This window comes from methane-oxidizing endosymbiont of Gigantopelta aegis, assembly GCF_016097405.1.
In the GTDB taxonomy this organism is placed as follows: domain Bacteria; phylum Pseudomonadota; class Gammaproteobacteria; order Methylococcales; family Methylomonadaceae; genus Methylomarinum.
Genome location: NZ_JAEHGD010000003.1, coordinates 86,574 through 109,867 on the forward strand (window position 1 = coordinate 86,574; position 23,294 = coordinate 109,867).

General features: G+C 46.9%; 19 protein-coding genes and 1 pseudogene. 13 read left to right on the forward strand and 7 right to left on the reverse strand.

The features are described 5' to 3' along the window. Positions 1-164: 164 nt before the first annotated feature. From rep to JEU20_RS14305, 3 genes are read right to left on the reverse strand one after another with little or no spacing between them, the layout of a single operon-like run. On the reverse strand, positions 165-2,183 hold the full coding sequence (rep, locus tag JEU20_RS14295; protein ID WP_198246818.1) for a DNA helicase Rep: 2,019 nt from the start codon (positions 2,181-2,183) through the stop codon (positions 165-167). A 2-nt stretch (positions 2,184-2,185) separates the two neighbouring features. Then, the gene (locus tag JEU20_RS14300; RefSeq protein WP_198246819.1) at positions 2,186-3,694 is read right to left on the reverse strand and encodes a YifB family Mg chelatase-like AAA ATPase; all 1,509 of its coding nucleotides are present in this window, start codon (positions 3,692-3,694) and stop codon (positions 2,186-2,188) included. Between the two features lie 59 nt (positions 3,695-3,753). Then, complete coding sequence (locus tag JEU20_RS14305; RefSeq protein ID WP_198246820.1) at positions 3,754-4,278, reverse strand: hypothetical protein; 525 nt, start codon at positions 4,276-4,278, stop codon at positions 3,754-3,756. A gap of 4 nt (positions 4,279-4,282) precedes the next feature. On the opposite strand from JEU20_RS14305, the pseudogene JEU20_RS14310 reads away from it, so the two are divergent. Continuing rightward, positions 4,283-5,000: pseudogene (locus tag JEU20_RS14310) on the forward strand (IS5 family transposase). Here JEU20_RS14310 and JEU20_RS14315 read toward each other — a convergent pair. Next, positions 4,989-7,541, reverse strand: a complete 2,553-nt coding sequence (locus JEU20_RS14315; RefSeq protein WP_198246821.1) for an ATP-binding protein — start codon at positions 7,539-7,541, stop codon at positions 4,989-4,991. The pseudogene JEU20_RS14310 and the gene JEU20_RS14315 sit on opposite strands and share 12 nt — an antisense overlap. Positions 7,542-7,544: 3 nt before the next feature. Continuing rightward, positions 7,545-8,600 carry an HD domain-containing phosphohydrolase gene (locus tag JEU20_RS14320; protein ID WP_198246822.1) on the reverse strand — a complete coding sequence of 352 codons (1,056 nt, stop codon included), beginning with the start codon at positions 8,598-8,600 and terminating at the stop codon, positions 7,545-7,547. A 107-nt stretch (positions 8,601-8,707) separates the two neighbouring features. On the opposite strand from JEU20_RS14320, the gene JEU20_RS14325 reads away from it, so the two are divergent. Both JEU20_RS14325 and JEU20_RS14330 read left to right on the forward strand, forming a co-directional pair. After that, positions 8,708-11,827 carry an efflux RND transporter permease subunit gene (locus JEU20_RS14325; RefSeq protein WP_198246823.1) on the forward strand — a complete coding sequence of 1,040 codons (3,120 nt, stop codon included), beginning with the start codon at positions 8,708-8,710 and terminating at the stop codon, positions 11,825-11,827. 187 nt (positions 11,828-12,014) lie between these two features. Next, a complete protein-coding gene (locus JEU20_RS14330) occupies positions 12,015-12,278 on the forward strand; it encodes a hypothetical protein (RefSeq protein WP_198246824.1) in 264 nt (87 codons plus the stop codon). Here JEU20_RS14330 and JEU20_RS14335 read toward each other — a convergent pair whose 3' ends face one another. After that, positions 12,279-13,442, reverse strand: a complete 1,164-nt coding sequence (locus tag JEU20_RS14335) for an HPP family protein (protein WP_198246858.1) — start codon at positions 13,440-13,442, stop codon at positions 12,279-12,281. It lies immediately after the preceding gene. Between the two features lie 179 nt (positions 13,443-13,621). Here JEU20_RS14335 and JEU20_RS14340 point away from each other — a divergent pair, with 179 nt between their 5' ends. The 10 genes from JEU20_RS14340 (at position 13,622) to mepK (ending at position 21,461) form a co-directional block, all read left to right on the forward strand. Beyond that, positions 13,622-14,137, forward strand: a complete 516-nt coding sequence (locus JEU20_RS14340; RefSeq protein ID WP_198246825.1) for a TRAP transporter small permease subunit — start codon at positions 13,622-13,624, stop codon at positions 14,135-14,137. Next, positions 14,137-15,519, forward strand: coding sequence for a TRAP transporter large permease (locus JEU20_RS14345; RefSeq protein ID WP_198246826.1), 1,383 nt, complete (start codon positions 14,137-14,139; stop codon positions 15,517-15,519). Before JEU20_RS14340 ends, JEU20_RS14345 begins: the two co-directional genes overlap by 1 nt. Beyond that, entirely contained in the window at positions 15,519-15,635 is a 117-nt protein-coding gene (gene lptM / locus JEU20_RS14775; protein ID WP_214657316.1) for an LPS translocon maturation chaperone LptM, read from the forward strand. The genes JEU20_RS14345 and lptM overlap by 1 nt, the downstream gene beginning before the upstream one ends. 1 nt (position 15,636) lies before the next feature. Next, a complete protein-coding gene (lysA, locus tag JEU20_RS14350) occupies positions 15,637-16,893 on the forward strand; it encodes a diaminopimelate decarboxylase (RefSeq protein WP_198246827.1) in 1,257 nt (418 codons plus the stop codon). Further along, positions 16,890-17,717: a diaminopimelate epimerase gene (gene dapF, locus JEU20_RS14355; RefSeq protein WP_198246828.1), complete on the forward strand. Its 828-nt coding sequence runs from the start codon at positions 16,890-16,892 to the stop codon at positions 17,715-17,717. The genes lysA and dapF overlap by 4 nt, the downstream gene beginning before the upstream one ends. After that, complete coding sequence (locus JEU20_RS14360; protein ID WP_198246829.1) at positions 17,714-18,424, forward strand: DUF484 family protein; 711 nt, start codon at positions 17,714-17,716, stop codon at positions 18,422-18,424. The genes dapF and JEU20_RS14360 overlap by 4 nt, the downstream gene beginning before the upstream one ends. Then, positions 18,421-19,308, forward strand: coding sequence for a tyrosine recombinase XerC (xerC, locus tag JEU20_RS14365; protein WP_198246830.1), 888 nt, complete (start codon positions 18,421-18,423; stop codon positions 19,306-19,308). Before JEU20_RS14360 ends, xerC begins: the two co-directional genes overlap by 4 nt. 207 nt (positions 19,309-19,515) lie before the next feature. Next, positions 19,516-20,532, forward strand: coding sequence for a DUF2333 family protein (locus JEU20_RS14370; protein ID WP_198246831.1), 1,017 nt, complete (start codon positions 19,516-19,518; stop codon positions 20,530-20,532). Positions 20,533-20,534: 2 nt separating this feature from the next. Further along, complete coding sequence (locus JEU20_RS14375) at positions 20,535-20,840, forward strand: DUF4389 domain-containing protein (protein WP_198246832.1); 306 nt, start codon at positions 20,535-20,537, stop codon at positions 20,838-20,840. 78 nt (positions 20,841-20,918) lie between these two features. Continuing rightward, complete coding sequence (gene mepK / locus JEU20_RS14380; RefSeq protein WP_198246833.1) at positions 20,919-21,461, forward strand: peptidoglycan L,D-endopeptidase MepK; 543 nt, start codon at positions 20,919-20,921, stop codon at positions 21,459-21,461. Here the strand turns inward: mepK and JEU20_RS14385 are convergent. Then, positions 21,387-23,168: a L,D-transpeptidase family protein gene (locus JEU20_RS14385; protein ID WP_198246834.1), complete on the reverse strand. Its 1,782-nt coding sequence runs from the start codon at positions 23,166-23,168 to the stop codon at positions 21,387-21,389. The genes mepK and JEU20_RS14385 overlap by 75 nt on opposite strands. Between the last annotated feature and the right edge of the window lie 126 nt (positions 23,169-23,294).

Genomic DNA, 23,294 nt, shown 5'->3' on the forward strand with positions numbered 1-23,294 from the left:
GTTGAGAGTTTAAGTTTCTAGGAGGCTGTCGGGTTTAGGGGTTCGTAACGAGACGAGTGGAAAATCGAGGGCAGTTTTTCGATCTTTTGAGGCGCATAGTGGTGCTACGCAACGAAAAAGATTGGAAAAATGGACCGATTTCCCACTGTCGCAGTAGAATTTTCCTAAATCCGACAGCCTCCTAGCATGGTCTTTAGTTGCGCCAGGCTTTGTTTACCACGTTTTTTCACAGCTTCAGGATCTAATGGTTTCTTCTGTGGCCATTCCAGATCGTCTTCCGGTAATTCAGATAAAAAACGACTGGGCTGGGTTTCTTCCACTTCACCATAGCGCTTCCTGTGCGTACAGTAACTGAAGGTACAGGTTTTTTGTGCCCGAGTGATGCCGACATAAGCTAAGCGTCGTTCTTCCTCGATTTGGCCGGCTTCAATACTGCTCGAATGTGGTAACAGGTTTTCTTCAAAACCGATTAAAAACACATGGGGAAATTCAAGCCCCTTGGCCGCATGCAAGGTCATCAAGCTGACCCGGTCGCCCGCTTCTTCTTCCTGTTGCCGCTCCAGTACATCCATCAGCATGATGCGGCTGATGACATCGGCCAGCGACTTGTTTTCACCGGCATCCGATTCGGCGATGCGCTTTAACCAGTTGACAAGGTCGTCGACATTGCGCATGCGCCGTTCGGCAGCGGCCGGAGTTTTACTGTTTTCTTTCAACCATTGTTCGTATTGAATGTCGCTGATAAAACGGCGGATGCGGGTAAAGCTATCGTCGCTTTCGATGGCACGGGCAGTGTCACCTACCCACTGGCAAAAGCGTTGCAAACGCTGCACTGCCTTGTCGTTCAATTTCTGTTGCAAGCCTAATTCAGAGCAGGCACTGAACAGGCTGATATGACGGCCTGTCGCGTAATCACCCAGCTTTTCCAGGGTGTTTGGGCCAATCTCCCGCCGTGGGGTATTGACGATACGCAAAAAAGCGGCATCGTCATCAGGATTCACAAATAAGCGCAAATAAGCGAGGATATCTTTGACCTCCTGACAGGCAAAAAATGAGGTGCCGCCGGTAATAAAATAGGGTACATTGTTTTCTCTGAGGCAGCGTTCAAACAGGCGCGACTGATGGTTGCCCCGATACAGGATGGCGTAGTCAGAAAAATGGCCGCCGTGACGGAATTTATGATGAATGATTTCCGATACGATTTGTTTGGCCTCGGCTAAGTCATTGCGGTGTGCCAATACCCGTAATGGTTCGCCATAGCCCAATTCGCTCCACAACTTTTTTTCAAATACGTGCGGGTTATTGGCAATCAAATGATTGGCTACCTTTAAGATACGACTGACAGAGCGGTAGTTCTGCTCCAGTTTAATCACTTCCAGACGCGGATAATCGCGTTGTAATTGTTGTAAATTTTCCGGTTGCGCGCCGCGCCAGGCATAAATGGACTGGTCGTCATCACCGACCACGGTAAAACGTCCCAGGTTACCGGCTAAAAGACGTACTAACTGGTATTGGGTAATATTGGTATCCTGATATTCATCCACCAACAAATAGCGAATCCGGTTTTGCCATTTTTCCAGAATATCGGGATGCTGTTGAAACAAAAACACCGGCAGCAGAATTAAATCATCAAAATCCACCGCATTATAGGCCTTCAGACTACGGCTGTACTCCTGATACAGATGGGCCGCCAATAGTGTTTCATCGGTGGCATTGGAAATCGCTTTTGTAGCCGGTAAGCAAGCATTTTTCCATTGGCTGATTTGCCAGCTATAGTGCTCAACCGCCTCTAAATCACCGTCATTTTGGCCATGTGCAATTAGGCTCCGTAATAGGGTGATTTTATCTTGCTCATCAAACAGGGTGATACCGGCTTTATAGCCTAAGGTCTTGTGTTCACGGCGTAAAATATCCTGCCCCAGAGCATGGAAGGTGGACACTCTCAATCCCCGGCTGGCATCGCTGTCCAGTAATTTGGCCACACGCGCTTTCATTTCCCGCGCTGCCTTGTTGGTAAAGGTGACGGCGGCGATATGGCGGGCGGCGATGCCCTGTTGTTTAACCAACCATGCGATTTTTTCGGTAATCACCCGGGTTTTGCCGCTGCCAGCACCGGCCAGTACCAGTAAAGGCCGGTCAATCAGCGTCACCGCAGCGCGCTGTTGGGTATTCAATCCTGCCATGGTTATTGACGATCCAGTTTGCGGTAGCTCAGTGCCTCGCTGATATGCGCTAATTCGATATTATCGGCATTCGCTAAATCGGCGATGGTACGAGCGACTTTTAAAATACGATGATAGGCGCGATGCGATAGGCCAAATTTTTGCATGGCTTGCTCTAAGACAGTATGCGTATGATCATCAAGCTGGCAAAAGCGATTGATTTCTTTGACCGTCAAGTGGTCATTGCTTTTGCCAGCGCGGTTGACGGCACGCTGCCTGGCTTCGATCACACGCTGACGGATAACGCGACTGGATTCTTCGTGTTGATTGTCATTATGGCGTAAAACATCTAGATCAACCCGGGGTACTTCCAGGTGCATGTCGATTCTGTCCAGCAGAGGGCCGGAAACACGGGCGCGGTAACGTACGACCTGTTCGGAGCTGCAATGGCAGCGACCGGAGGCATCACCAAGATAACCGCAGGGGCAGGGGTTCATGGCGGCAATCAATTGAAAGCGGGCAGGAAAATCGGCCTGGCGAGCGGCACGGGAAATCGTAATATGGCCGGTTTCCAATGGCTCGCGCAGCACTTCCAACACTTTACGGTCAAATTCAGGCAGTTCGTCTAAAAACAAGGCACCATGATGTGCCAGTGAAATTTCTCCCGGCTTAGGGTTGCTGCCGCCCCCCACCAAAGCGGCGGCCGAGGCGGTATGATGTGGTGCTCGAAACGGTGGTTTACGCCAGTTACTCACGTCAAACCCTTGATCGCTGATCGAGGCGATGGCGGCTGACTCCTGTGCCTGCTGTTCGGTCAATTCGGGTAAAATCGACGGCATTCGCGAAGCCAACATTGATTTTCCGGTGCCCGGCGGGCCAATCATCAACAGGTTATGCTGGCCGGCGGCAGCGATTTCAAAGGCACGTTTGACTTGGTACTGGCCTTTGACATCGGCAAAATCCGGTGCATCGAACGGCGTTGTCAGTGTCGAAGCATCCTGGCTGAAAAAGGCAATCGACTGTTGTCCGCTTAAATGACCGCAAACCTGTAACAGGCTGCTTGCCGGTAGTAATTGAGCATCACGGATTAACGCGGCTTCGGTTTGGTTTTGTTGGGGTAAAAACAGTTTACGCCCGGCATCTCGACACTGCATGGCAACCGGTAAACAACCATTGATGCCGCGCAGCTCGCCACTGAGCGATAATTCGCCAATCAGCTCGTATTCGGCCAGTTGTTGGCGTGGAATCTGTTGTGATGCGGCCAGAATACCGATGGCGATGGCCAGATCAAAACGGCCGCCTTCTTTGGGTAAATCAGCCGGTGCCAGATTGATAGTGATGCGTTGCATCGGAAATTCAAATTGCGAGTTGATAATGGCGCCGCGTACTCGGTCTTTGCTTTCTTTGACGGCTGTTTCCGGTAAACCGACAATATTGAGTGCCGGCAGACCATTGCTGACATGAACTTCCACCGTTACCAGCGGCGCATGAATGCCACTGCGTCCGCGGCTGTAAACAATGGCAAGAGACATAAGGACAATCAGGCTCCGATGTAAAAGGGCTTATGGTATCACTGTAAGGGGTAATTTTGTTATTTTAGCGCGTCTTGCCAGCGTGCGATCATTTTCGGGTAATCTTGCAGAAGCTGTTTGATTTGAACAATATCGACGCTGTCTACCGCATTCTTCAAGCGTGCGCTATAGTCGGCTAAAACATTGACCGGATACGTTTTTCCCAGCTCTTGCAGTTTTTGGCTGAAGGTCATGATCTGGCTCAGATTGTTATTTTTATTGGTGCTTTCCCATTGTGTTTTTAAAGCCTGTAATTTTTCCAGCAGTTCAGGCAAAATGCGTATGTCGGCTTCAGATAGGGTGACAGGTGAGGCTGTGCGGCTGTGGGCGGATATGGTTTGATACGGTAAATAGCGTTTCAGTAGTGCTAACAAGTCCTTTTTTTGAATCGGTTTATGTAAAAAGCCATCAAACAGGCTATTGTCCTCGTGTTTATCATCGCTGGCGAGAAAGGATGCAGATAATGCAATAATCGGTGTGGTGGTGTGTTTGCCTATGTGTTGATCGGCTTTACGGCCATTCATTTCCGGCATTCTGATGTCCATCAGGATGAGGTCGAACGGATGTTGTTTTATGAAGATAATTATGTTGAAAATGGGAATTTATGACAAACCTTGTCTTCGAAAAACAGTCGAAGGTATTTTTTATCGCTTGCGAGTAGGTTGTCCCTGGAGAGATTTACCCACGGCTTTTGGTAATTGGAATGCGGTATATAAACGATTCAATGACTGGTCTCGTAAAGAAAAACTGATGGGTATTTTTAACGCCCTGGTTGTTGACCCAGACCTGGAATGGGAATTTATTGATGGGAGTATTGTGAAAGCACATCAGCATAGTAGTGGTGCGGCCTGTGAACAAGAAACAGCGATAGGGAAATCTGTCGCCGGGAACACCAGTAAAATTCATATGGCCGTTGATGCCTGTGGTCTTCCTATTCATTTCTCAGTGACAGGCGGCGAAGTTCATGACTGTAAAGAAGCACCGAAATTAGTTGCAGAGCTCCCAAAAGGTGACTATATAGTTGCTGACAGAGGCTATGACAGTGAAGCATTACGTCTTCAAATTAAAGACAAAGGCCAAGAAAAAGAATTCAACTCGGGGAAATGATGAAATGGATTGGTGTCTCTACAAATATCGCCATCTCGTTGAAAATGTGTTTGCAAGACTTAAGCATTTCAGAGCGATCGCCACGCGATATGACAAACTCAAACGAAATTTTGAAGGCTCTATCGCTCTGGCTTGCGCCTTTTTATGGTTACCTATGTGAAATGGCAACAGCCCCTACTTTTTCCAAGGCTTGTAAACCATTTTCGGCTTCGTCGATTTGTAGCGCTGTATCGGCTAAAAATGATTTAATCAGCTGCCGGTTATCGGCGACATCGTCTACCACTAAAATGTGGCCGCCGCTGAAGACATAAGTGGAGTCGGAGGCTGCGACAGCGTTGTAGGTATTGGGTTCTGATGACGTGATGGCGACATTTTTTAACAAGATAGAGAAACAACTTCCTTTGCCTGGCTCGCTTTTTACCCATAATTGGCCTTGCATCATTTCGACGAGCTGTTTGCTGATGGCAAGACCGAGACCGGATCCACCAAATTTCTTCAGGTCTTGATTGTCGGGTTGTTCAAAAGCCTTAAAAATCAACGACTGGTTTTCTTTTGAAATGCCAATACCGGTGTCACAAACAGATAGGATTAGATCAAGGCTCTGTTCAGACTTCGAGCGGACTGCCGCTTTCAGGCTGATATTCCCTTCGGCGGTAAACTTAATGGCATTGCCAATTAGATTTAGCAACACTTGCCGTAAACGGATTTCATCGAGCATCAATTGTTCTGGAATAGTTGGGTCAATATCCAATTTGAACGTCAGTTGTTTTTGTTCCAGGTCCGGTGTAAAAATAGTATGCAATTCTGCAAAAACGGCACGGATGTCACAGGGTGTTTTTTTGATACTTAGTTTTCCAGTTTCAATACGGGATAAGTCGAGAATGTCATTGATCAGGGTCAACAGGTTTTGTCCTGCAGAGCGGATGGTTTTAACGAAGGCTTTGTGTTTAGAGTCAGTCAGCTGTTCGTTTAGTAATTCGGTAAAACCTAAAATGGCATTCATCGGCGTGCGGATTTCATGACTCATGGTGGCCAGAAAGATAGATTTTGCACGGTTGGCTTGTTCGGCATTTTCCTTGGCGACTAAAAGTTCCTGTTCAAGTTGTTTACGGTGGGAAATTTCAGTCGCCAGTTTCCGATTCCAGTAGAAGATAATTGTTAAAATAACCAGAAAAATACTGATGGTGATGATCAGCGTGGTGTGATCTTTTTTCTCAAGTACTTGCGGCCCGGCCCAAGCTGTGAAAATCGCATTTTGTTGTTGTTGGGACATATTGGCCAACGCTTGGTTGATCAAGGGCATGATAGGGCTTAAATCTTTACGTACGGCAAAGCTTAATTGGCTATCGACGCGGGTTCTGCCGACAATACGAATATTTTTGATGCCAAGGCGACTGAGATAATAGCTGGCTTGCGCTAAAGGTAGGAGTAAGGCATCTATTTGGCCGCTAGAAACTGCCATCATCCCCTGTTGAATGGTGTTTATAGTCTGAAACTTGATATTAGGATACTGCCCCTGCAGAATGCTGGCATTATCATATTCAGGTACAAAACCGATTGATTTGTCCTGAAGCATGGATAGATTATCAATATAATGAAAGGGGTCGCGCATGATGATCACAATCGGGTTGGATGTGATCGGCCGACTATAAAGCCATGGCGAGTTTGGATTGGCGGATGGGGCTTTAATGGTCATGTCGATGGTTTTTTGGGGTGATTCCGAAGGCGGGACGAGTTCAACCGGCAGGTCAAGGTGGTCCTGAATATATTTTAAAAACCCGGCGACGATTCCGATGTAATCGCCTTGTTCATCCATATGTTCATAAGGCAACCGGTCACGGGAAATAGCAAACCGTATTGTCCCATGCTGCTTTAACCATTGTTTTTGTTGTGGAGTCAGCGTCTGTTTTGGCGCATTGATTTCGGGCAACAACAGCCATTTTCGATAAATTTTTTGTTTTTCCAGTGGCGTGATCGCAGCTAAGCCCTTATCGATAATTGCAGCGAGTATCGGTTTGTCAATGCGGGTGGCGATATGAATCGGATTTGTGCCAACAATATCGCGGGTTGATTTAAATGGCACAATGGTGTTGATCCCTTGTTGTTGCAGGGTGTAAATCAGCGATCCGTAGGTGTCATAAAGTAATTCTGCCCTATCTTCCAAGACAGTATCAATGGCCTCACCAAATGTATCAACCAGAATCAGTTTTATGTTTGGAAAATACTGTTTTAAAAGCTGAATATGGGCGTAACTTTTAGGGATAGCGAGGCGTAAGCCATCTAAGTCGGCGAAACTTTGCGCGGGAATGTCGTCACGGATGAAAAAATAATCTAAAACCTCAAAATAGGGTTGCGAAAAAATCAGATAGTGACTGCGGTCTTCGGTGTAATAAACGGCAGGTAGTATATCGAGTTGACGGTGGCGGATTTTTTCCAGATTGTTATGCCAGGTATCAATATGGATAATAAACTTTAAACCCGTTTTTTGGCTAATGAGTTGCAGAAAATCGTGTGCGACCCCCTGATAGCGGCCTTTATAATCGGCAAAATTAAATGGCGTCCAGTCGGGGCTGCCGCCTACGAGTACAGTCGGGTTGTTTTTTAGCCAGGTTTGTTCCTGCGGGTTTAACTCGATTTTCGATGCAGCCAGGCTGCTGCTGCAAATCAAACAAAGCAGAAATAGTCGCAACAGAGAAGACATGAATTAGCTGAGGTTGACGATTTCAATGAATTCATCAATATGTTCCTGAAGGATATCGACTAATTCTGGATCGAACTGGGTTGCGCGGTGGTCATGAATGTAACTGATTGCCGATTCCACCGACCAGCTCTCTTTATAGCAACGTTTATGGGTAAGCGCATCAAACACATCGGCTAGGGCGACAATACGGCCATAGATGTGGATGTCATAGCCGCGTAGTTGTCTTGGATAGCCTTTTCCATTCCATTTTTCGTGATGTTGATGGGCAATGATGGCAGCCGATTTAATCAACCGGCGTTCTGAGCGCTGTAATAATTTCCAGGCATTGGTGGTATGTGCCTGCATGATTTTAAATTCTTCTTCGGTATAACGGCCAGGTTTATGCAAGATGTCGTAAGGGACGGTGAGTTTACCGATATCGTGCATCGGCGCGGCATGAAATAGAATGTCCTCATCCTCTTTTGTCAGGCTGGGATGGTGTTTTGCCAATAGCGCCGACATTTCTGCAACCCGGCGGATATGTTTGCCCGTTTCATCGGAAGTCGATTCCATCAGTTCGGTAAGCATCCAGATAAGCTCTTTTTGATTTTCTTCCAGTTCAGAGAGCAGGCGGTGGTGCTCAAATTTTAATTTGCTTTCAAGCGATAGGTTATGTTCCTGGAGTAATTTTCTGGCACGATATAGCTCTATATGTGTTTTGACTCTAGCAAGTAACTCCTCGGCACGATAAGGTTTGGTAACGTAATCGACGCCACCGGCTTCAAAACCTTTACGGATGGAGTCAATATCGGTTCGTGCTGTCAGAAAAACGACTGGAATATCCCTCAATAAAGGGTTTTTATTGATTTCGCGGCATGTTTCATAGCCATCCATGACGGGCATCATGATGTCCAGTAAAACTAAGTCAATTGGGTTGCATTTTTCGTTGAGTATGTCTAGTCCCTCTTGACCATGGGTGGCGAAAGAAAACTCATAGCCTTCTTCACGCAGGATATTGACGGCAACCTGGATATTATCGACATTGTCATCGATGATGAGAATATGGAAGCGTGCATTCATAGGAAACTGCAGATTGTTGGATGCACTGAGTATAATAGGGAATCAGGGGCGTTGTCTATCATGTCGAGTGAGGATAATCGCGATGTTTTTAGGGTTATAGGATTTTCATGCTGTCTTTACTAGTTCGGCTTTCTATTCGTTTTGCGCCGTTGATATTGATTCTGGCATTGGTATTGTTTGGCTATGGTGGCTATCGCTTTAGTCAGGCCGGACTTGATATTTTTCCGGAGTTTTCGCCGAAACAGGTCATTATTCAAACCGAAGCACCTGGATTGTCGTCTGAACATGTCGAAGTATTGGTGACACAACCGATTGAAACGGCGTTAGCGGGTTTGATTGGCTTGAAATTTATGCGTTCTGAGTCGATCCAGGGCTTATCGGTCGTAACGGTCGTATTTAGTGAAGACAGTGATATTCGAGTCAATCGACAGCAGGTTGCCGAGCGTTTGCGCACGATTGCTTCACGACTGCCTGTAGGGGTTCAGCCACCGGTACTGGTGCCATTGTCGTCGTCATCGGCGACAGTGATGACGGTAGGGATGGAAAGCCGCGATAAAAACCTGATGCAATTGCGAAGCTTTGCCGATTGGACACTGGTGCCGCGCATCATGGCGATTCCAGGTGTGGCTGATGTCAATGTTTTTGGCGGACACATCCGGGAATTACAAATTCAGCTCGATCCCGTTAAATTACAGCGTTATCAGTTATCTATATCTGATGTGATCGAAGCTGCGCGAGCAGTCGGACAGCTGGGTAGTGGCGGTGGTTTTATTGAAAACGCCAATCAGCGATTTAGTCTTAATGTCAGCGATATGGCGCAAACACCAGCGCAACTGGCAAAATTGATTGTTCGCCGCCAGCAGGGGAAAAATATTGTATTGGGTGATGTTGCACATATTGAATACGCGCCAAAACCGTCATTTGGCGCGGCCCAGATTATGGGACAGCCTGGTGTGGTGATGATGGTCATTGGCCAATATGGGGCGAATACCTTATCAGTTTCAAGAAGGGTGGAAGCGGTATTGCAGGAATTTGAACCGTTATTCCAGAAACAGAAGATCCATTTTTATCCGCATTTATTCAGACCCGCCGATTATATCGAAACCTCGTTTTCCAATCTTTCCGGCCATTTGCTGATCGGTGCGGGTTTTGTGATGCTGGTGTTAGTGTTGTTTTTGTATAACCTGCGTACGGCATTGATTTCGACCTTGGCGATTCCGGTGTCATTGATGGCGGCGATTGTGATTTTGCTGGAAGCTGGCGTGCATTTGAATGTCATGGTGCTGGGCGGGCTCGCGATTGTGTTGGGTGAAGTGGTGGATGATGCGATTATTGATTGTGAGAATATTTTTCGCCGGCTGCGAGAAAATAACAGGGTCGCAGAGCCACAAGACCCGGCCCAGGTCGTTTTGAATGCTTCGCTGGAGGTGCGCAGTTCGGTGGTTTACGCCAGTTTTATCGTAGCGTTGGTGTTTGTGCCCTTATTGACGCTGGATGGCGTCGCGGGTCGTTTGTTTGCCCCTTTAGGTTATTCCTATATTTTGGCTATTCTAGCCTCATTACTGGTTGCCTTGACGCTAACGCCGGCATTAAGTCTTTTATTATTAGGCAATGCCTCTTTATCGACGGCAGAGCCGCCATTGATTCGTGTGTTAAAACCCGTTTACGCGGTTGTTTTAAGCCAGGTTAAACATCATTTTAAAGCTGTGTTGGGGGTTTTACTCATTGTCAGTTTGCTGGCACTGTATTTATTGGAGCAGGTCGAGCATAAGTTTTTGCCGGAATTGCGGGAAGGACATTATATGGTGCATACCAGCAGCATACCGGGAACATCTCTGACTGAATCGATTGCCATGGGGCAAGCGCTGACGGTGCAGTTTTTGCAGATCGAGGGGGTTGCGTCGGTTTCGCAATGGGCTGGTCGTGTCGAGCGGGGTGCAGATACTTATGGCACACATTACAGCGAATTTGAAGTACGCTTGAAACCGTTATCCGGTAGCGAGCAACAACAGGTGCTTGAGCAGCTGCGCCGTGTGTTGCAGGCTTTTCCAGGTATTGTGGCGGAAGTGAATACATTTTTAACCGAACGTATTGATGAAACAATTTCCGGTTACACAGCACCCGTGGTCGTTAATATTTACGGGAATGATTTGCGCGAGTTGGACCGGAAAGCCGTCCAGGTCGCCACTATCATGCAGTCGATTGAAGGGGCGGAAGATGTGCAACTGAGATCACCGCCGGCGACGCCCGATATTCTGATCGAACTGGATGAATCGCATCTGGCACGTTTTGGTTTGCGTCCGGCAGAGATCCGACAAGCCATTGAAGCAGCTTATCGGGGGCGGGTGGTTGGCCAGCAGGTGCAGGGTAATCGCTTGTTAGACATTAGTGTCACTCTGCCACCTGAAATGCGTGACGATCCTGAGTCGATCCGGCATATTCCGATTAAAACACTCGATGGCGCGGTGATCGAATTAGGTCAAGTGGTCAGCATTCGCCATGGTGAGAGTCGGTATAATATTTTGCACCAAAACGCTCAACGTAAGCAGACGATTACCTGTGCTGTCGATAACCGCGATATGGATGACTTTATGCGTGAGCTTAAACAGCGTGTGTTGGAGGAAATTGATTTTTCTAGCAATAGCTATCCTGAATTTACCGGTGCGGCAATAGAGCAGATTCAGGCGCGGCATAACCTGATTTTACATGCACTATTGGCCGGTATCGGAGTGTTGATTTTTATTTATTTGGCGATGAACAATGTGCGCAATATGTTGTTGACACTGACTAATCTGCCATTCGCCTTGTTAGGCGGTGTCGGTGCGGTGTTGATGACTCACGCCAGCCTGTCGGTCGGCGCGGTGGTAGGCTTTATCACCTTGTTCGGTATTACCGTGCGCAATAGTATTATGTTGATTTCGCATTATCAGCATTTGGTGCAGGATGAAGGCTTGCCCTGGGACTGGCAGACCGTGGTGTTGGGTGCGCAGCAACGTTTGCCGTCTATTTTGATGACCGCGCTGGTGACTGCCTTGGCGATGTTTCCTATTGCCTTTAACAGTGATAACCCGGGGCGGGAAATCATGGGGCCCATGGCGGCGATCATTATCGGGGGTCTGGTGTCATCGACATTTTTAAATTTACTGCTGATGCCGGTGATTTTGGCGCGCTACGGTCAATTTAAGGTAAAGTCGTATCTACTCACCCCCTCTAAAAAGCAGGTGTAGGTTGTTGATTTATCAGGCTTGCATAACAGGGATGTTATGCAGAACTACATGGATGTATTCACGTGTCCTGATAAATCAATGACCTACTCCGGCTAAAACACAACCGGGTGAGCAGTTACGTAAAGTCTTAAATTTTGGGTCTACCCGCCGATACTCTGTTTGTTATAACTTAAAACAGAGTAGAAACATGGCGCAAGCATATATTCCAGGGCCTATGCGGGTGATTTGGGGCAGCATGGGGGCATGGTGGGTTGGGCACATTCTTAATCCCGGTTTTTTTTCGATTGCTGTGTTGATGGCGTTTTGGATACCGGTGTTGTTTGTCGAGCTCTATTATCATCTGCCCTTGAGCAAAGGTGCAAAAACAGAAGCACTTAGTCCTGAATCATCCGAACCTGAATTGATGGCACAGGCTGAAGATGTGGCGATTGAAAAGACCGAATCGGCATAATTAGCTTGCATGTGTCGCGAGTGTGACGTTATAGAGTGCGGAAATTAAATCGGCCTGATAGACCATGCCAACCAGACGATTGTCGGCATTGACAATCGGGATTTGGCGATGCCCTTGAAGAGACATTAATGGAATCAGTTCGACAATATGGGCCGTATCGGGCATGACCACAACCGACGATGTCATGATTTGTCCGACAGCTTCAGGTTTATGGGCGGAGATCTTAGCTGTACGACGTATAAAATGACGAAACTTATCCTGAAAATTGGCATATGGGTTTAGGTCGAGAAATTTAAAAAAATCGTGCCAGGTAATAATACCGATAACATGACTGGCGCGATCTGTTACAGGTAAGGCTTTCAGGTTTTGTTGGTACATCATCGTCCAGGCTTCTTCCACCTCGGTGCCAAATTCAACTGTGCTGACCTCGCGGCGCATAATATCGGCTGTGCAGATATCGCCCCGAATACGTTTGAAGGTATTCATTTCGGTTCGGGTCAGGATCTTGGCTAGATCGGCGGGCGTCATATCAACAAAAACATCCATCTCTTTTAACGCTAGCGTCATGTCCTGTTCTGAAATGCCGATTTTATATTCGGGCCGGGTTATCGTGCTCGATGGCAATTGAGCGTTGGAGTCAGCCGGCAGCGGGCTGGGATAATTACGTTTCATCAGTAGGCGATTGATGAGAAGTGATAACAGCAGCATAAACCCAACATTGATGGCGACAGGATGAAGGACAAATTGATAACCCAACGAAATGACAGAATCGCCCGCCATGATCGGCGCTAGGCTGGTTGCCGCACCGGGTGGGTGTAGACAACGTAATAGCACCATGACTAAAACCGAGCCACCTACGGCGACGGCTGAGGCTGATGCGATTTCATCGATATTGAGCGCGCAACTAACACCAATCAAAGCGGAGCTAATCTGGCCACCGACAAAGGGCCAAGGTTGAGCTAGCGGACTGTTTGGAATAAAAAATAAAATAACGGCAGAGGCCCCTAACGAAGCTATAATCATCGGGTATTGCGGTCCAAGCCCAACAATATGCGTGCTTAAGGCGACAAAGAAAATAGAGCAAAAACAGGCAATGGTGGAATAAGCTTTTGCTTTAAGGCTTAAATTGACCGGATCAACTGTCAGGAAGCGTAAAATTCTCATGGACGTAAATATACTACGCTTCACACATGCGTTCATCATCCTAATCATCCTTTTTCGCCTTGTTTTGACAAAAATGACCCTGGATTGTTTCTGGACTTTTAGATTTTGTGCCATGTTGTAAATTGGCAACATGGTCGTCGCTTTTCAGGTAAAATGGCGTTTTTTTATCTTCAGATGCTATGAATCGCTGTATTTCATTTATTGAAACGCTTAATAACGGGCTGGGCAAAGCAGTGTCCTGGTTGAGTTTATTGATGGTGCTGACAACCTTTGCTGTTGTTGTGTTGCGTTACGCGTTTGATAGTGGCTGGGTCGCGTTGCAGGAAACGGTCACTTATATGCACAGCATGGTGTTTATGCTCGGGGCGGCTTATACCCTAAATTATGATGGTCATGTTCGGGTTGATATTTTTTATCAGCGCTTGAGCAAGAAAGGCAAGGCTTGGGTTGATTGTCTGGGGGCATTGTTGTTATTACTGCCGGTGAGTGGATTTATCGTTTGGGCAAGCTGGCATTACGTTACTGAGTCATGGTCGGTGTTGGAAGGTTCGCGGCATTCCGGCGGCTTGCCGGGACTGTTTTTGCTCAAAAGCCTGATAATTGTGATGGGTATACAGCTAATTTTACAGGCGTTAGCCATGTTTTTTAAAAACCTGTCGATAATCCTAGCGACAGATAATAAGGAGCCTGGCTGATGGAACAGTATCTGGCGTTATGGCTGTTTGCTGCCGTGTTTATCGTTTTGCTCAGTGGCTTTCCAGTTGCATTTGCATTGAGTGGAACCGCCTTGCTATTCGCCGCCGTCGGCATTCAGTTTGATGTATTTGATGATGCTTTTTTAAATGCATTGCCGAATCGTTTGTTTGGCATTATGAGCAATCAGACGCTGATAGCGGTGCCGTTGTTTGTGTTTATGGGCGTTATTCTGGAAAAAGCCCGCATTGCTGAAGATTTGCTAGAAGCGATGGCGGAATTGTTTGGCGGTCTGCGGGGCGGGCTGGGTATTGCCGTAACATTGGTTGGCATGCTGATGGCGGCGAGCACCGGCATCGTCGGTGCAACTGTGGTCACTATGGGCCTGTTATCGCTGCCGACCATGCTGCGCAATCGCTATGATCCGGCCATTGCCTGCGGCACCATCTGCGCTTCAGGGACATTGGGGCAAATCATTCCACCGTCCATTGTGCTGGTGTTGTTGGGCGATGTGATTTCCAGCGCCTATCAGCAGGCCCAGCTGGATATGGGTATTTTTGCACCAGAAACGGTGTCGGTGGGTGACTTGTTTGCCGGTGCCTTGATACCTGGTTTAGGCCTGGTATTGTTTTATTTGCTTTATATCGTCAGTATCGCCTGGTTTAATCCTGAAACGATGCCGGCTCCTAAGAATCCAGCGATGCGGAGTCGTGCGTTTTATTGGCGAATCATGAAAAGCCTCAGTGCTCCGCTGCTGTTGATTTTTGCCGTGTTAGGCTCGATCCTGGGCGGTATAGCGACGCCTACCGAGGCTGCGGGTGTCGGTGCGGTCGGCGCGATGCTGCTGGCTGGATTCAAGCGCCAATTGAATTGGCAAACTTTACGCGAATCCTGCCAGAATACGACGCAGGTCAGCAGTATGGTGTTTATGATTTTGATCGGCGCAGCGTTATTTTCGCTGGTTTTCCGTGGTTTTGACGGCGAAGCATTGATTGTCGATGTGTTATCTGACCTACCGGGTGGCAAATTTGGCGCGATGTTCAGCGTTATGGCGGTGATGTTCTTTCTCGGTTTTGTGCTGGACTTTATTGAGATTACCTTTGTTATCGTGCCGATTGTAGGTCCTGTATTATTGGCGATGGGACTTGATCCTGTCTGGTTGGGCATCATGATTGCAATCAATTTACAAACCTCATTTTTAACTCCGCCATTTGGTTTTGCTCTGTTTTATCTGCGCGGCGTGGCGCCGGCTGAAGTCAGTACCGGACAGATTTATAAAGGTGTGATGCCGTTTATTTTGATTCAGATAACAATGCTGGCATTATTGGCGTTCTGGCCACAACTGGCAACTTGGTTGCCGAGCATCGTTTATGGAGAGGGCTGATGAAAATCAAAATTCTGCTACTTTTAATGCTGCTGAGCAGTGCTTGTGGGCAGACTGGCCCATTATATTTGCCGGATAACCCTCCCCCAATTTACGTTCCTGAGGAAGATCAATAAAATGGACGCATTTACCGTTAAAAACGGCCAGCTTTATGCCGAAAACATTGTCGTCAGCGATTTGGCCCAGCGGCATGGTACACCGTTGTATGTTTATTCCCGCGCCACGCTAGAGCGGCACTGGCACGCATTTGACAAGGCTTTTGCCGATCATCCCCACCTGATATGTTATGCGGTCAAGGCTAATTCCAATATTGCCTTGTTGAATCTGCTGGCCCGCTTGGGATCGGGGTTTGATATTGTATCGGAAGGCGAGTTGGCACGCGTATTAACGGCAGGTGGAGACCCCCAAAAAATTGTATTTTCGGGTGTTGGTAAACGAGAGCCGGAAATCGTGGCGGCTTTAAAAGCCGGAATTCGCTGCTTTAATATTGAAGTGTCGGGTGAGTTAGATCGCATTAATCGTTTAGCTGGCGAGATGGGTGTGGTCGCGCCGATTTCGTTTCGGGTCAATCCCGATGTTGATGCTAAGACGCACCCTTATATTTCGACCGGTCTGAAGGAAAACAAATTCGGCATCGATTTTGAAACGGCGTTGGGCGAATATCGACGCGCTGCAAAAATGGATCATGTGGATATTGTCGGTATTGATTGCCATATTGGGTCACAGCTGACTGAAACTGAGCCATTTATGGCGGCACTAGAGCGGGTGCTGGTTTTTGTCGATCGCTTAAAAGATGAAGGCATTAACCTGCATCATCTGGATTTAGGGGGAGGTTTGGGCATTCGATACCGTGATGAAACGCCACCTGCTCCAGCCGAATACATCACCCAGTTACTCGAACGTTTGGCCGGCAGCGATTATGAAATTTTGTTAGAGCCGGGCCGAGCGATTGCGGGTAATGCCGGAATTTTGGTGACGCGGGTGGAATATTTAAAATCGACTGCGGAGAAAAATTTCGCCATTGTCGATGCGGCCATGAATGACCTGGTGCGGCCGTCACTTTACAATGCCTGGCAAGATATTGTTCCGGTCAAACAGAATAATAATGCTGATCTCAAGCTGTGGGATATTGTGGGTCCGGTCTGCGAAACGGGTGACTTTCTGGGTAAAGATCGAAGTCTGGCATTACAGCCGGGGGATTTATTGGCCGTTCGTTCCGCCGGCGCCTATGGCTTTACCATGAGCTCTAATTACAATTCACGGCCGCGTGCGGCCGAAGTTTTGGTTGATGGGGACAAGCACTGGCTGATCAGACAGCGCGAAAACTTGACTCAACTCTGGCAGGGTGAGGCCTTGATTGCGGAAGACAAGTGATGAAGTTTACTAAAATGCAGGGCTTGGGAAATGATTTTGTCGTGATCGATGCGATCAATCAACACATTGCGCTTCAGCCTGAGCAGATTCGATATATCGCCGACCGACATTTTGGCGTTGGCTGCGATCAACTTTTATTAGTGGAATCGCCACAATGCCCTGAGGCCGATTTTAAATATCGCATTTTCAATGCTGACGGTAGTGAGGTGGCACAATGTGGCAATGGTGCGCGCTGTTTTGCCCGCTTTGTCCGCGACAAGGGGTTGACGGACAAAGATGAAATCAGAGTCGAAACCGAAGCCGGGCAACTGGTTTTATATGTCACAGAAGATGACTTGATCACTGTTAACATGGGCATTCCGCGTTTTGCACCTCATGATATTCCGGTTCGCACCGAGCAGGAATCACGCTTTTATAGTGTAACGGTTGATAATGTCGAAAAAGCCTTTGGCGCGGTGTCTATGGGTAATCCGCATGCGGTGCTGCAAGTCAATGATATTCAATCCGCGCCGGTAGCGACGCTGGGGCAGGCCTTAGAAAATCATGTGTTTTTTCCAGAACGCGCTAATATTGGCTTTATGCAAGTGCTGGATCGCCAATATATCAAGCTGAGGGTTTATGAACGCGGCGCGGGCGAAACCCTGGCCTGTGGCAGTGGTGCTTGCGCGGCAGTTGTTATTGGAATCGAGCAGAATTTGCTGGATGATACCGTTACGGTGCAATTACCCGGCGGTAAGCTGAAAATTCATTGGGCCGGTCGAGGTTACCCTGTAATGATGACCGGCCCCGCTGTAGGTGTTTTTGAAGGAACGATTGATTTATGACAGATATTGAAAGATTGCCCGATAGTGGGTCGGCGCTGGATTCACAGCAAGTCGCTGATTTTTTGTACGAACATCCAGACTTTTTTCATGAACATGAAGACTTACTGGAGCATCTTTATGTGCCTCATCCTACGGGGAAAGCGGTTTCGTTGATTTCCCGGCAATTGGAAATGTTTCGCAAAAAACACCAGGAACTGGAAAATCAACTCGCAACCCTGATTGAAATTGCGCACGAAAATGATACTGTCTTCAGTCGCATGCATGAATTGACATTGGCAATGCTGGAAAGTCAATCGTTGGATGATGTGTGTGTCAATCTTGATCATGTGTTGTCGGAATGTTTCAATACCGATTTTGTTGCCATCAAGATTATTCGGACACACGATGTGTCAGAAGAACCCGCGCATGAAGCGGTTTTTGTCGCGCCTGAACATCCTGAATTGAAGCATTTTTATTCCATCTTAAGTCGAAACCAACCACAATGTGGGCATATCACACTGGCTCAGGCACGATTTCTGTTTGCCGATCAGGCTGAACAAGTCAGGTCATGCGCTATTATTCCGATGGCATTTACGCAATTAGAAGGGCTTTTAGCCATAGGCAGTCGTGATGAGAATCGTTTTCATGCCAGTATGGGGCATTTGTTCTTGACCCAGATGAGCGAAATTATTGGAACGCGGCTGATTGCGATGTTGACTGAAGAATGACTGCGGACATTGATGCTTTTATTCAATTTCTTAACGTTGAAAAGCGTGCATCAGCGCATACGCTGAGCAATTATCAGCGGGATTTGCGTTATTTTATGCAGTTTTGTCAGACACTTGCGCTTGAAAACTGGCAGCAGGTACAACATGAGCATGTCCAGCAATATATCGCACAGCGCCACCGTGAAGGTATCGGTAGCCGTTCGTTGCAGAGAATGCTGGCCTCGATTCGCAGTTTTTATCGTTTTTTGATGGCCAGGCAGCAGGGTACGCATAATCCGGCTAAAAATGTCAAAGCGCCTAAGCAAAACAAATTATTACCGGAAACCCTGGATATTGATCAAATTACCGCGCTATTAGAGGCGAGTCCAGACTCAGTACTGGAAATTCGTGATCTCGCTATGTTTGAATTATTTTATTCTTCCGGTTTGCGGCTCAGCGAGCTGGCGCAATTGAATCTTGAAGATATTGACTTAGATGCAGGTCAACTGCGGGTACGGCAAGGGAAAGGTGATAAAGCGCGTGATTTGCCGATTGGCAAAAAAGCGGTTCAGGCGATACGGCACTGGCTGGAATGTCGTTTTGACAGTGATGATTCAGCCGTATTCATCAGCACAAAAGGGAGGCGGCTCGGTCAGCGCAGTATTCAATTACGGCTCGATCGCTGGTGCAAAAAGCATGGCTTGGAGCAACATGTTTACCCGCATATGTTGCGACACTCTTTTGCCAGTCATTTATTGGAATCCAGCCAGGATATTCGAGCTGTACAGGAACTTCTTGGTCATCAGAATATCTCAACAACACAGATTTATACGCACCTTGATTTTCAGTATTTGAGTAAGATTTACGACCAGGCTCACCCCAGAGCACATAAAAAAAATAAATGACCCGGTACGATTTTGCCATTGACAAAATGGATTCTATGGTTGCCCATGAAATCATGCTATTATTTGGCCGTTATATGCTTGTGTTTGGGAGCATTGGGGGGCTAAGCTGAACTTCTATGTGTAATCAGGAACAATCTTCAGACACCATCGTTAAAAACCCAGCGTATCAGATCGTTACATTACCCAATATTGTAGGAAAACCAAGACATGTCAGAAAATTCAGTAGAGCTTGAAGACGCTAAGTCTAGAGGGATATTATGGGGCTTTGCCAGCTTTACGGGCCTTATCCTTATTATTTTATTTGTTCTCGGTGCTTGGTGGGGCTCAGAGCCTGAGCGATTTAATGTGCAGGAAGAAGCCGTTAAGCGCATGGAGGCCACGCATGCTGATGCGATGCCTGTAGGCTATGTTTATACCAACACATTGGCACATATTGCCGAAGTTTTGATGTTTAAACCCGGTGGTTATATTTCCAATGACGTGGCTCCCCCCGGTGTATTTCTGGATAACATCCAAAACTGGGAGCATGGCGCTTTGATTATGTTGCGTGATGGCACCACGGCACTGCGGAATCATTTTGCGCGAGACCAGTCACAATCTGCCGAAGATCCTGATCTGGCTATGGCCGAACCCTATTTTTACTATGAGCGTAATTCCTGGGCATTGCCATCGACTGAATCTGAATATATGAAGGGCATTGATGCCTTACATCGTTATATGGACCGCTTGCAGGATCCGAATGCAAAAAAACCCGCACAATTTTATTCGCGAGCCGATAATCTCTGGCAATATATCGAAATTGTGATTAAACGATTAGGCGGTTTATCGACCCGCCTATCGGCGAGTACAGACCGTTTTGCAGGGGCTGCGCATGGTGCGCCGACGGATCCAAATAACCCGAATTTGCCGACCTTGGGGAAAACACCTTGGTTAGAAATTGATGATGTTTTTTATGAGGCACGGGGCGCTTGCTGGGCATTGTTGCATATTCTGGAAGCTGTGAAACACGATTTTGCCGATATTTTATTGGATAAGCGAGCCATGAATACCGTGGATAATATTATCCATGCTTTGGAAAATGCCATTGAACCGATTTTAAGTCCAATGATTCTGAATGGTGATGGCTTTGGTATTTTTGCTAACTATTCTCTAACTATGGCAAATTATATTGCGCGTGCTAATGCCGCATCACTGGATTTGCGTGACATCATGAATAGAGGTTAACCATGACTGAACAACCCTTTAATGAACATATAAAAAAGATCAGTACCTGGAAACGTATATTTTTTATGCTGATCTATTCGGTCATTGTCGGTTTGGTGCGTATTCTGCTGTGGACTGTAATCTTGTTGCAAGTCGCCTCTGCCTTGTTGACCGGCGCACCAAACGCCAATATTCTGGATTTAGGTAAAAAATTATCGGCCTATCTGTATCACATTTTGTTGTTTTTAACATTCAATACCGAGCAGCTTCCATTCCCTTTCTCTGATTGGGATGAAACCGAAAAGCTGGAACTTCCTCCGCACAAATAATTATTCTTTTCTCCAATACCTTAAATTTCTGCTACTTTTAAGGTATTAGCCGCTTGTTGAAAAAATTCAGATAGACAAATGACCTTGAAAAATAGACGTAACTTTTTGAAAACAATGGGAGTGGGCAGCGCTATGCTAGCCTTTCCCATACTTGCCAGATCAGCTGTCAAAACAGAGACTTCGGTGCGCCATTTAGCGTTTGCTAATCTGCATACGGGGGAAAAACTGGCCGTGACGTATTTTGAAAATGGCCGATATATTCCAGAAGCATTGAACGAAGTCAATTATTTACTGCGGGATCATCGTACCGGAGATAAACATGCCATGGATACGGGGTTGCTGGATTTGTTGCATGATGTGCAAGCCCGCCTTGCTGTCAATAAACCTTTTCAGGTAATTTCGGGTTACCGTTCGCCTAAAACGAACGCTATGCTACAGAAAAATACCCAAGGAGTGGCGAAAAAAAGTCTGCATATGCAGGGCAAGGCCATTGATGTCTGTCTTGAAGGCGTGGATTTAAAAAATATTCGAGATGCGGCATTACTGTTAGGGCGTGGCGGCGTCGGCTACTATCCGACCGGGTTTGTGCATCTCGATACCGGCAATGTCCGCTCTTGGTGATAATAAAGCATTTAATTTGGCGTTGAGTTTTTGTTGTAAGGGGAGCGCGTCTTGTTGTAAGCGATGGCTTAAAACCTTATCGAGACGATAAACATCATCAAAAAAATACATATCTTCGCCAACCACCTGCGCAGTATTGTAAAACAATAAAACCTGAAATCGCTGTTTTAAGCGTACTCTCCAATTCTTCCGCTGCTGGAAAACTTTATCAACCTCTGTACTGTGCCAGTTATTGGCACGTCTCAATATATAGTCTGCCAATTGTTCAGGTTTTTCGACTCTGATGCATCCATGACTTAAATCCCGGCGTGGTTTGTTGAATAATCTTTTAGCCGGCGTGTCATGCAAATAAACAGCATGGCTGTTGGGAAAAATGAATTTGATTTGTCCCAGAGCGTTAGAGGGGCCCGGCCGTTGCCGAATATGAATCTTGCCATGAATTAGATCCGTTGCAAACGTCTCCGACATGGGGATAACCTGGGTATTGGTATGGAAGTCAGACACCAGCTCCATGTTGTGTTTGCTCAAGTAATCCGGATCGTTTTTCAGTTTGGGTAAAATCTCTTTGACGGCGATACGTAAAGGAATATTCCAATAGGGGCCGAATTCAAGATATTGCAATTGCCCCATGAATATGGGTGTTTGGTTTTCCTCAGCCATACCGACGATGACTTTCATATCCAGGTCTGGTGGCTGACGTAAGTTGCCTTGTTGAAATATCCATAAATGGTAAGCAGGAATATTGACTAGAATCAAAGGCATCTCAGTGTTCAACGGTGGTAGCCAACGCCAGCGTTCCAAGGCGTATTCGATTTGCCGCAGACGTTGTTCAGGCGTCACATTGAGTGCCGCTAGGGTTTTTTTACCGATGACGCCATCGGCTGTCAGACCATGTTGATGTTGAAAACGTTTAACGGCATCAATGACAGCGCCGCTATAGACAGCATCAAGTGGCGTATCCATAGGTAAAAAACCCAGCTTTTGCAGTATTTGCTTTAATACGCTGATCTGTGGGTCAGAGGTGTTTTCATCTACGGCTTGAGAAAACAAAAGATGAGGAAATGTATTTTGAGCTAATGTTCGATAGCGCGGCAGTTGTTTTTTGAGATCCTGATAGGGCTTGTAGGCAGGTTCAGCCTGAGCGGGTAGTTGCGCGACCTGGTTTGTTGCGATGCCGGATAATAACAACTTGACCAGTTTATCCATTGAAGGATCTGGCTCGAGGTCAAATTGTGCGTTTTGTGGCCGAATTCGGCCATAGCGTAAGTCCGATAAATAATGTAGTTGGGCAATACTTAAGGCCAGATCAAAACGGGCATAATTGCCCCAATTGGCCTGTTTGGTACAAAGCAGATCGTGCCAGTGTCGTGTCAATTGCAGGGCATTGTAGTCATCTGCCCGAAGGCCGCTGTTTTCAGCTTGTTGCAAATTTTTAAGGGCATTAGCGACCTGTGTTAGGGTTTGGTTGTGGCCCAGCCAAACGAATGTGGTTGGCGATAAAAAATAAAGGTCTTCAATGGCACGCCAGAAATGCTGTTCAGAAGGCGATAACGGGGGATTGTGTTGTCGATAGGTTGCGAGTGTATGACGCATGGCTTGGGCTGCAGACGCAACCTGTGCATTCGCGATACAACTGACGCTTAATAGCAAACAAAATGCAATAACACAACGTGGAAGTGATCTGTGGGGTAAAGGTCGTATTTTCATGGCATTGACCTGAGGCTAAAAGCAAGCATTTTGACGACTGACGTCAATCTTAACCCGGCTTTGCTAACAATAATGTAAGGGGTTATATGCTGGCAAGCTCGATTAAGCTAATCTTAATAATAGCAC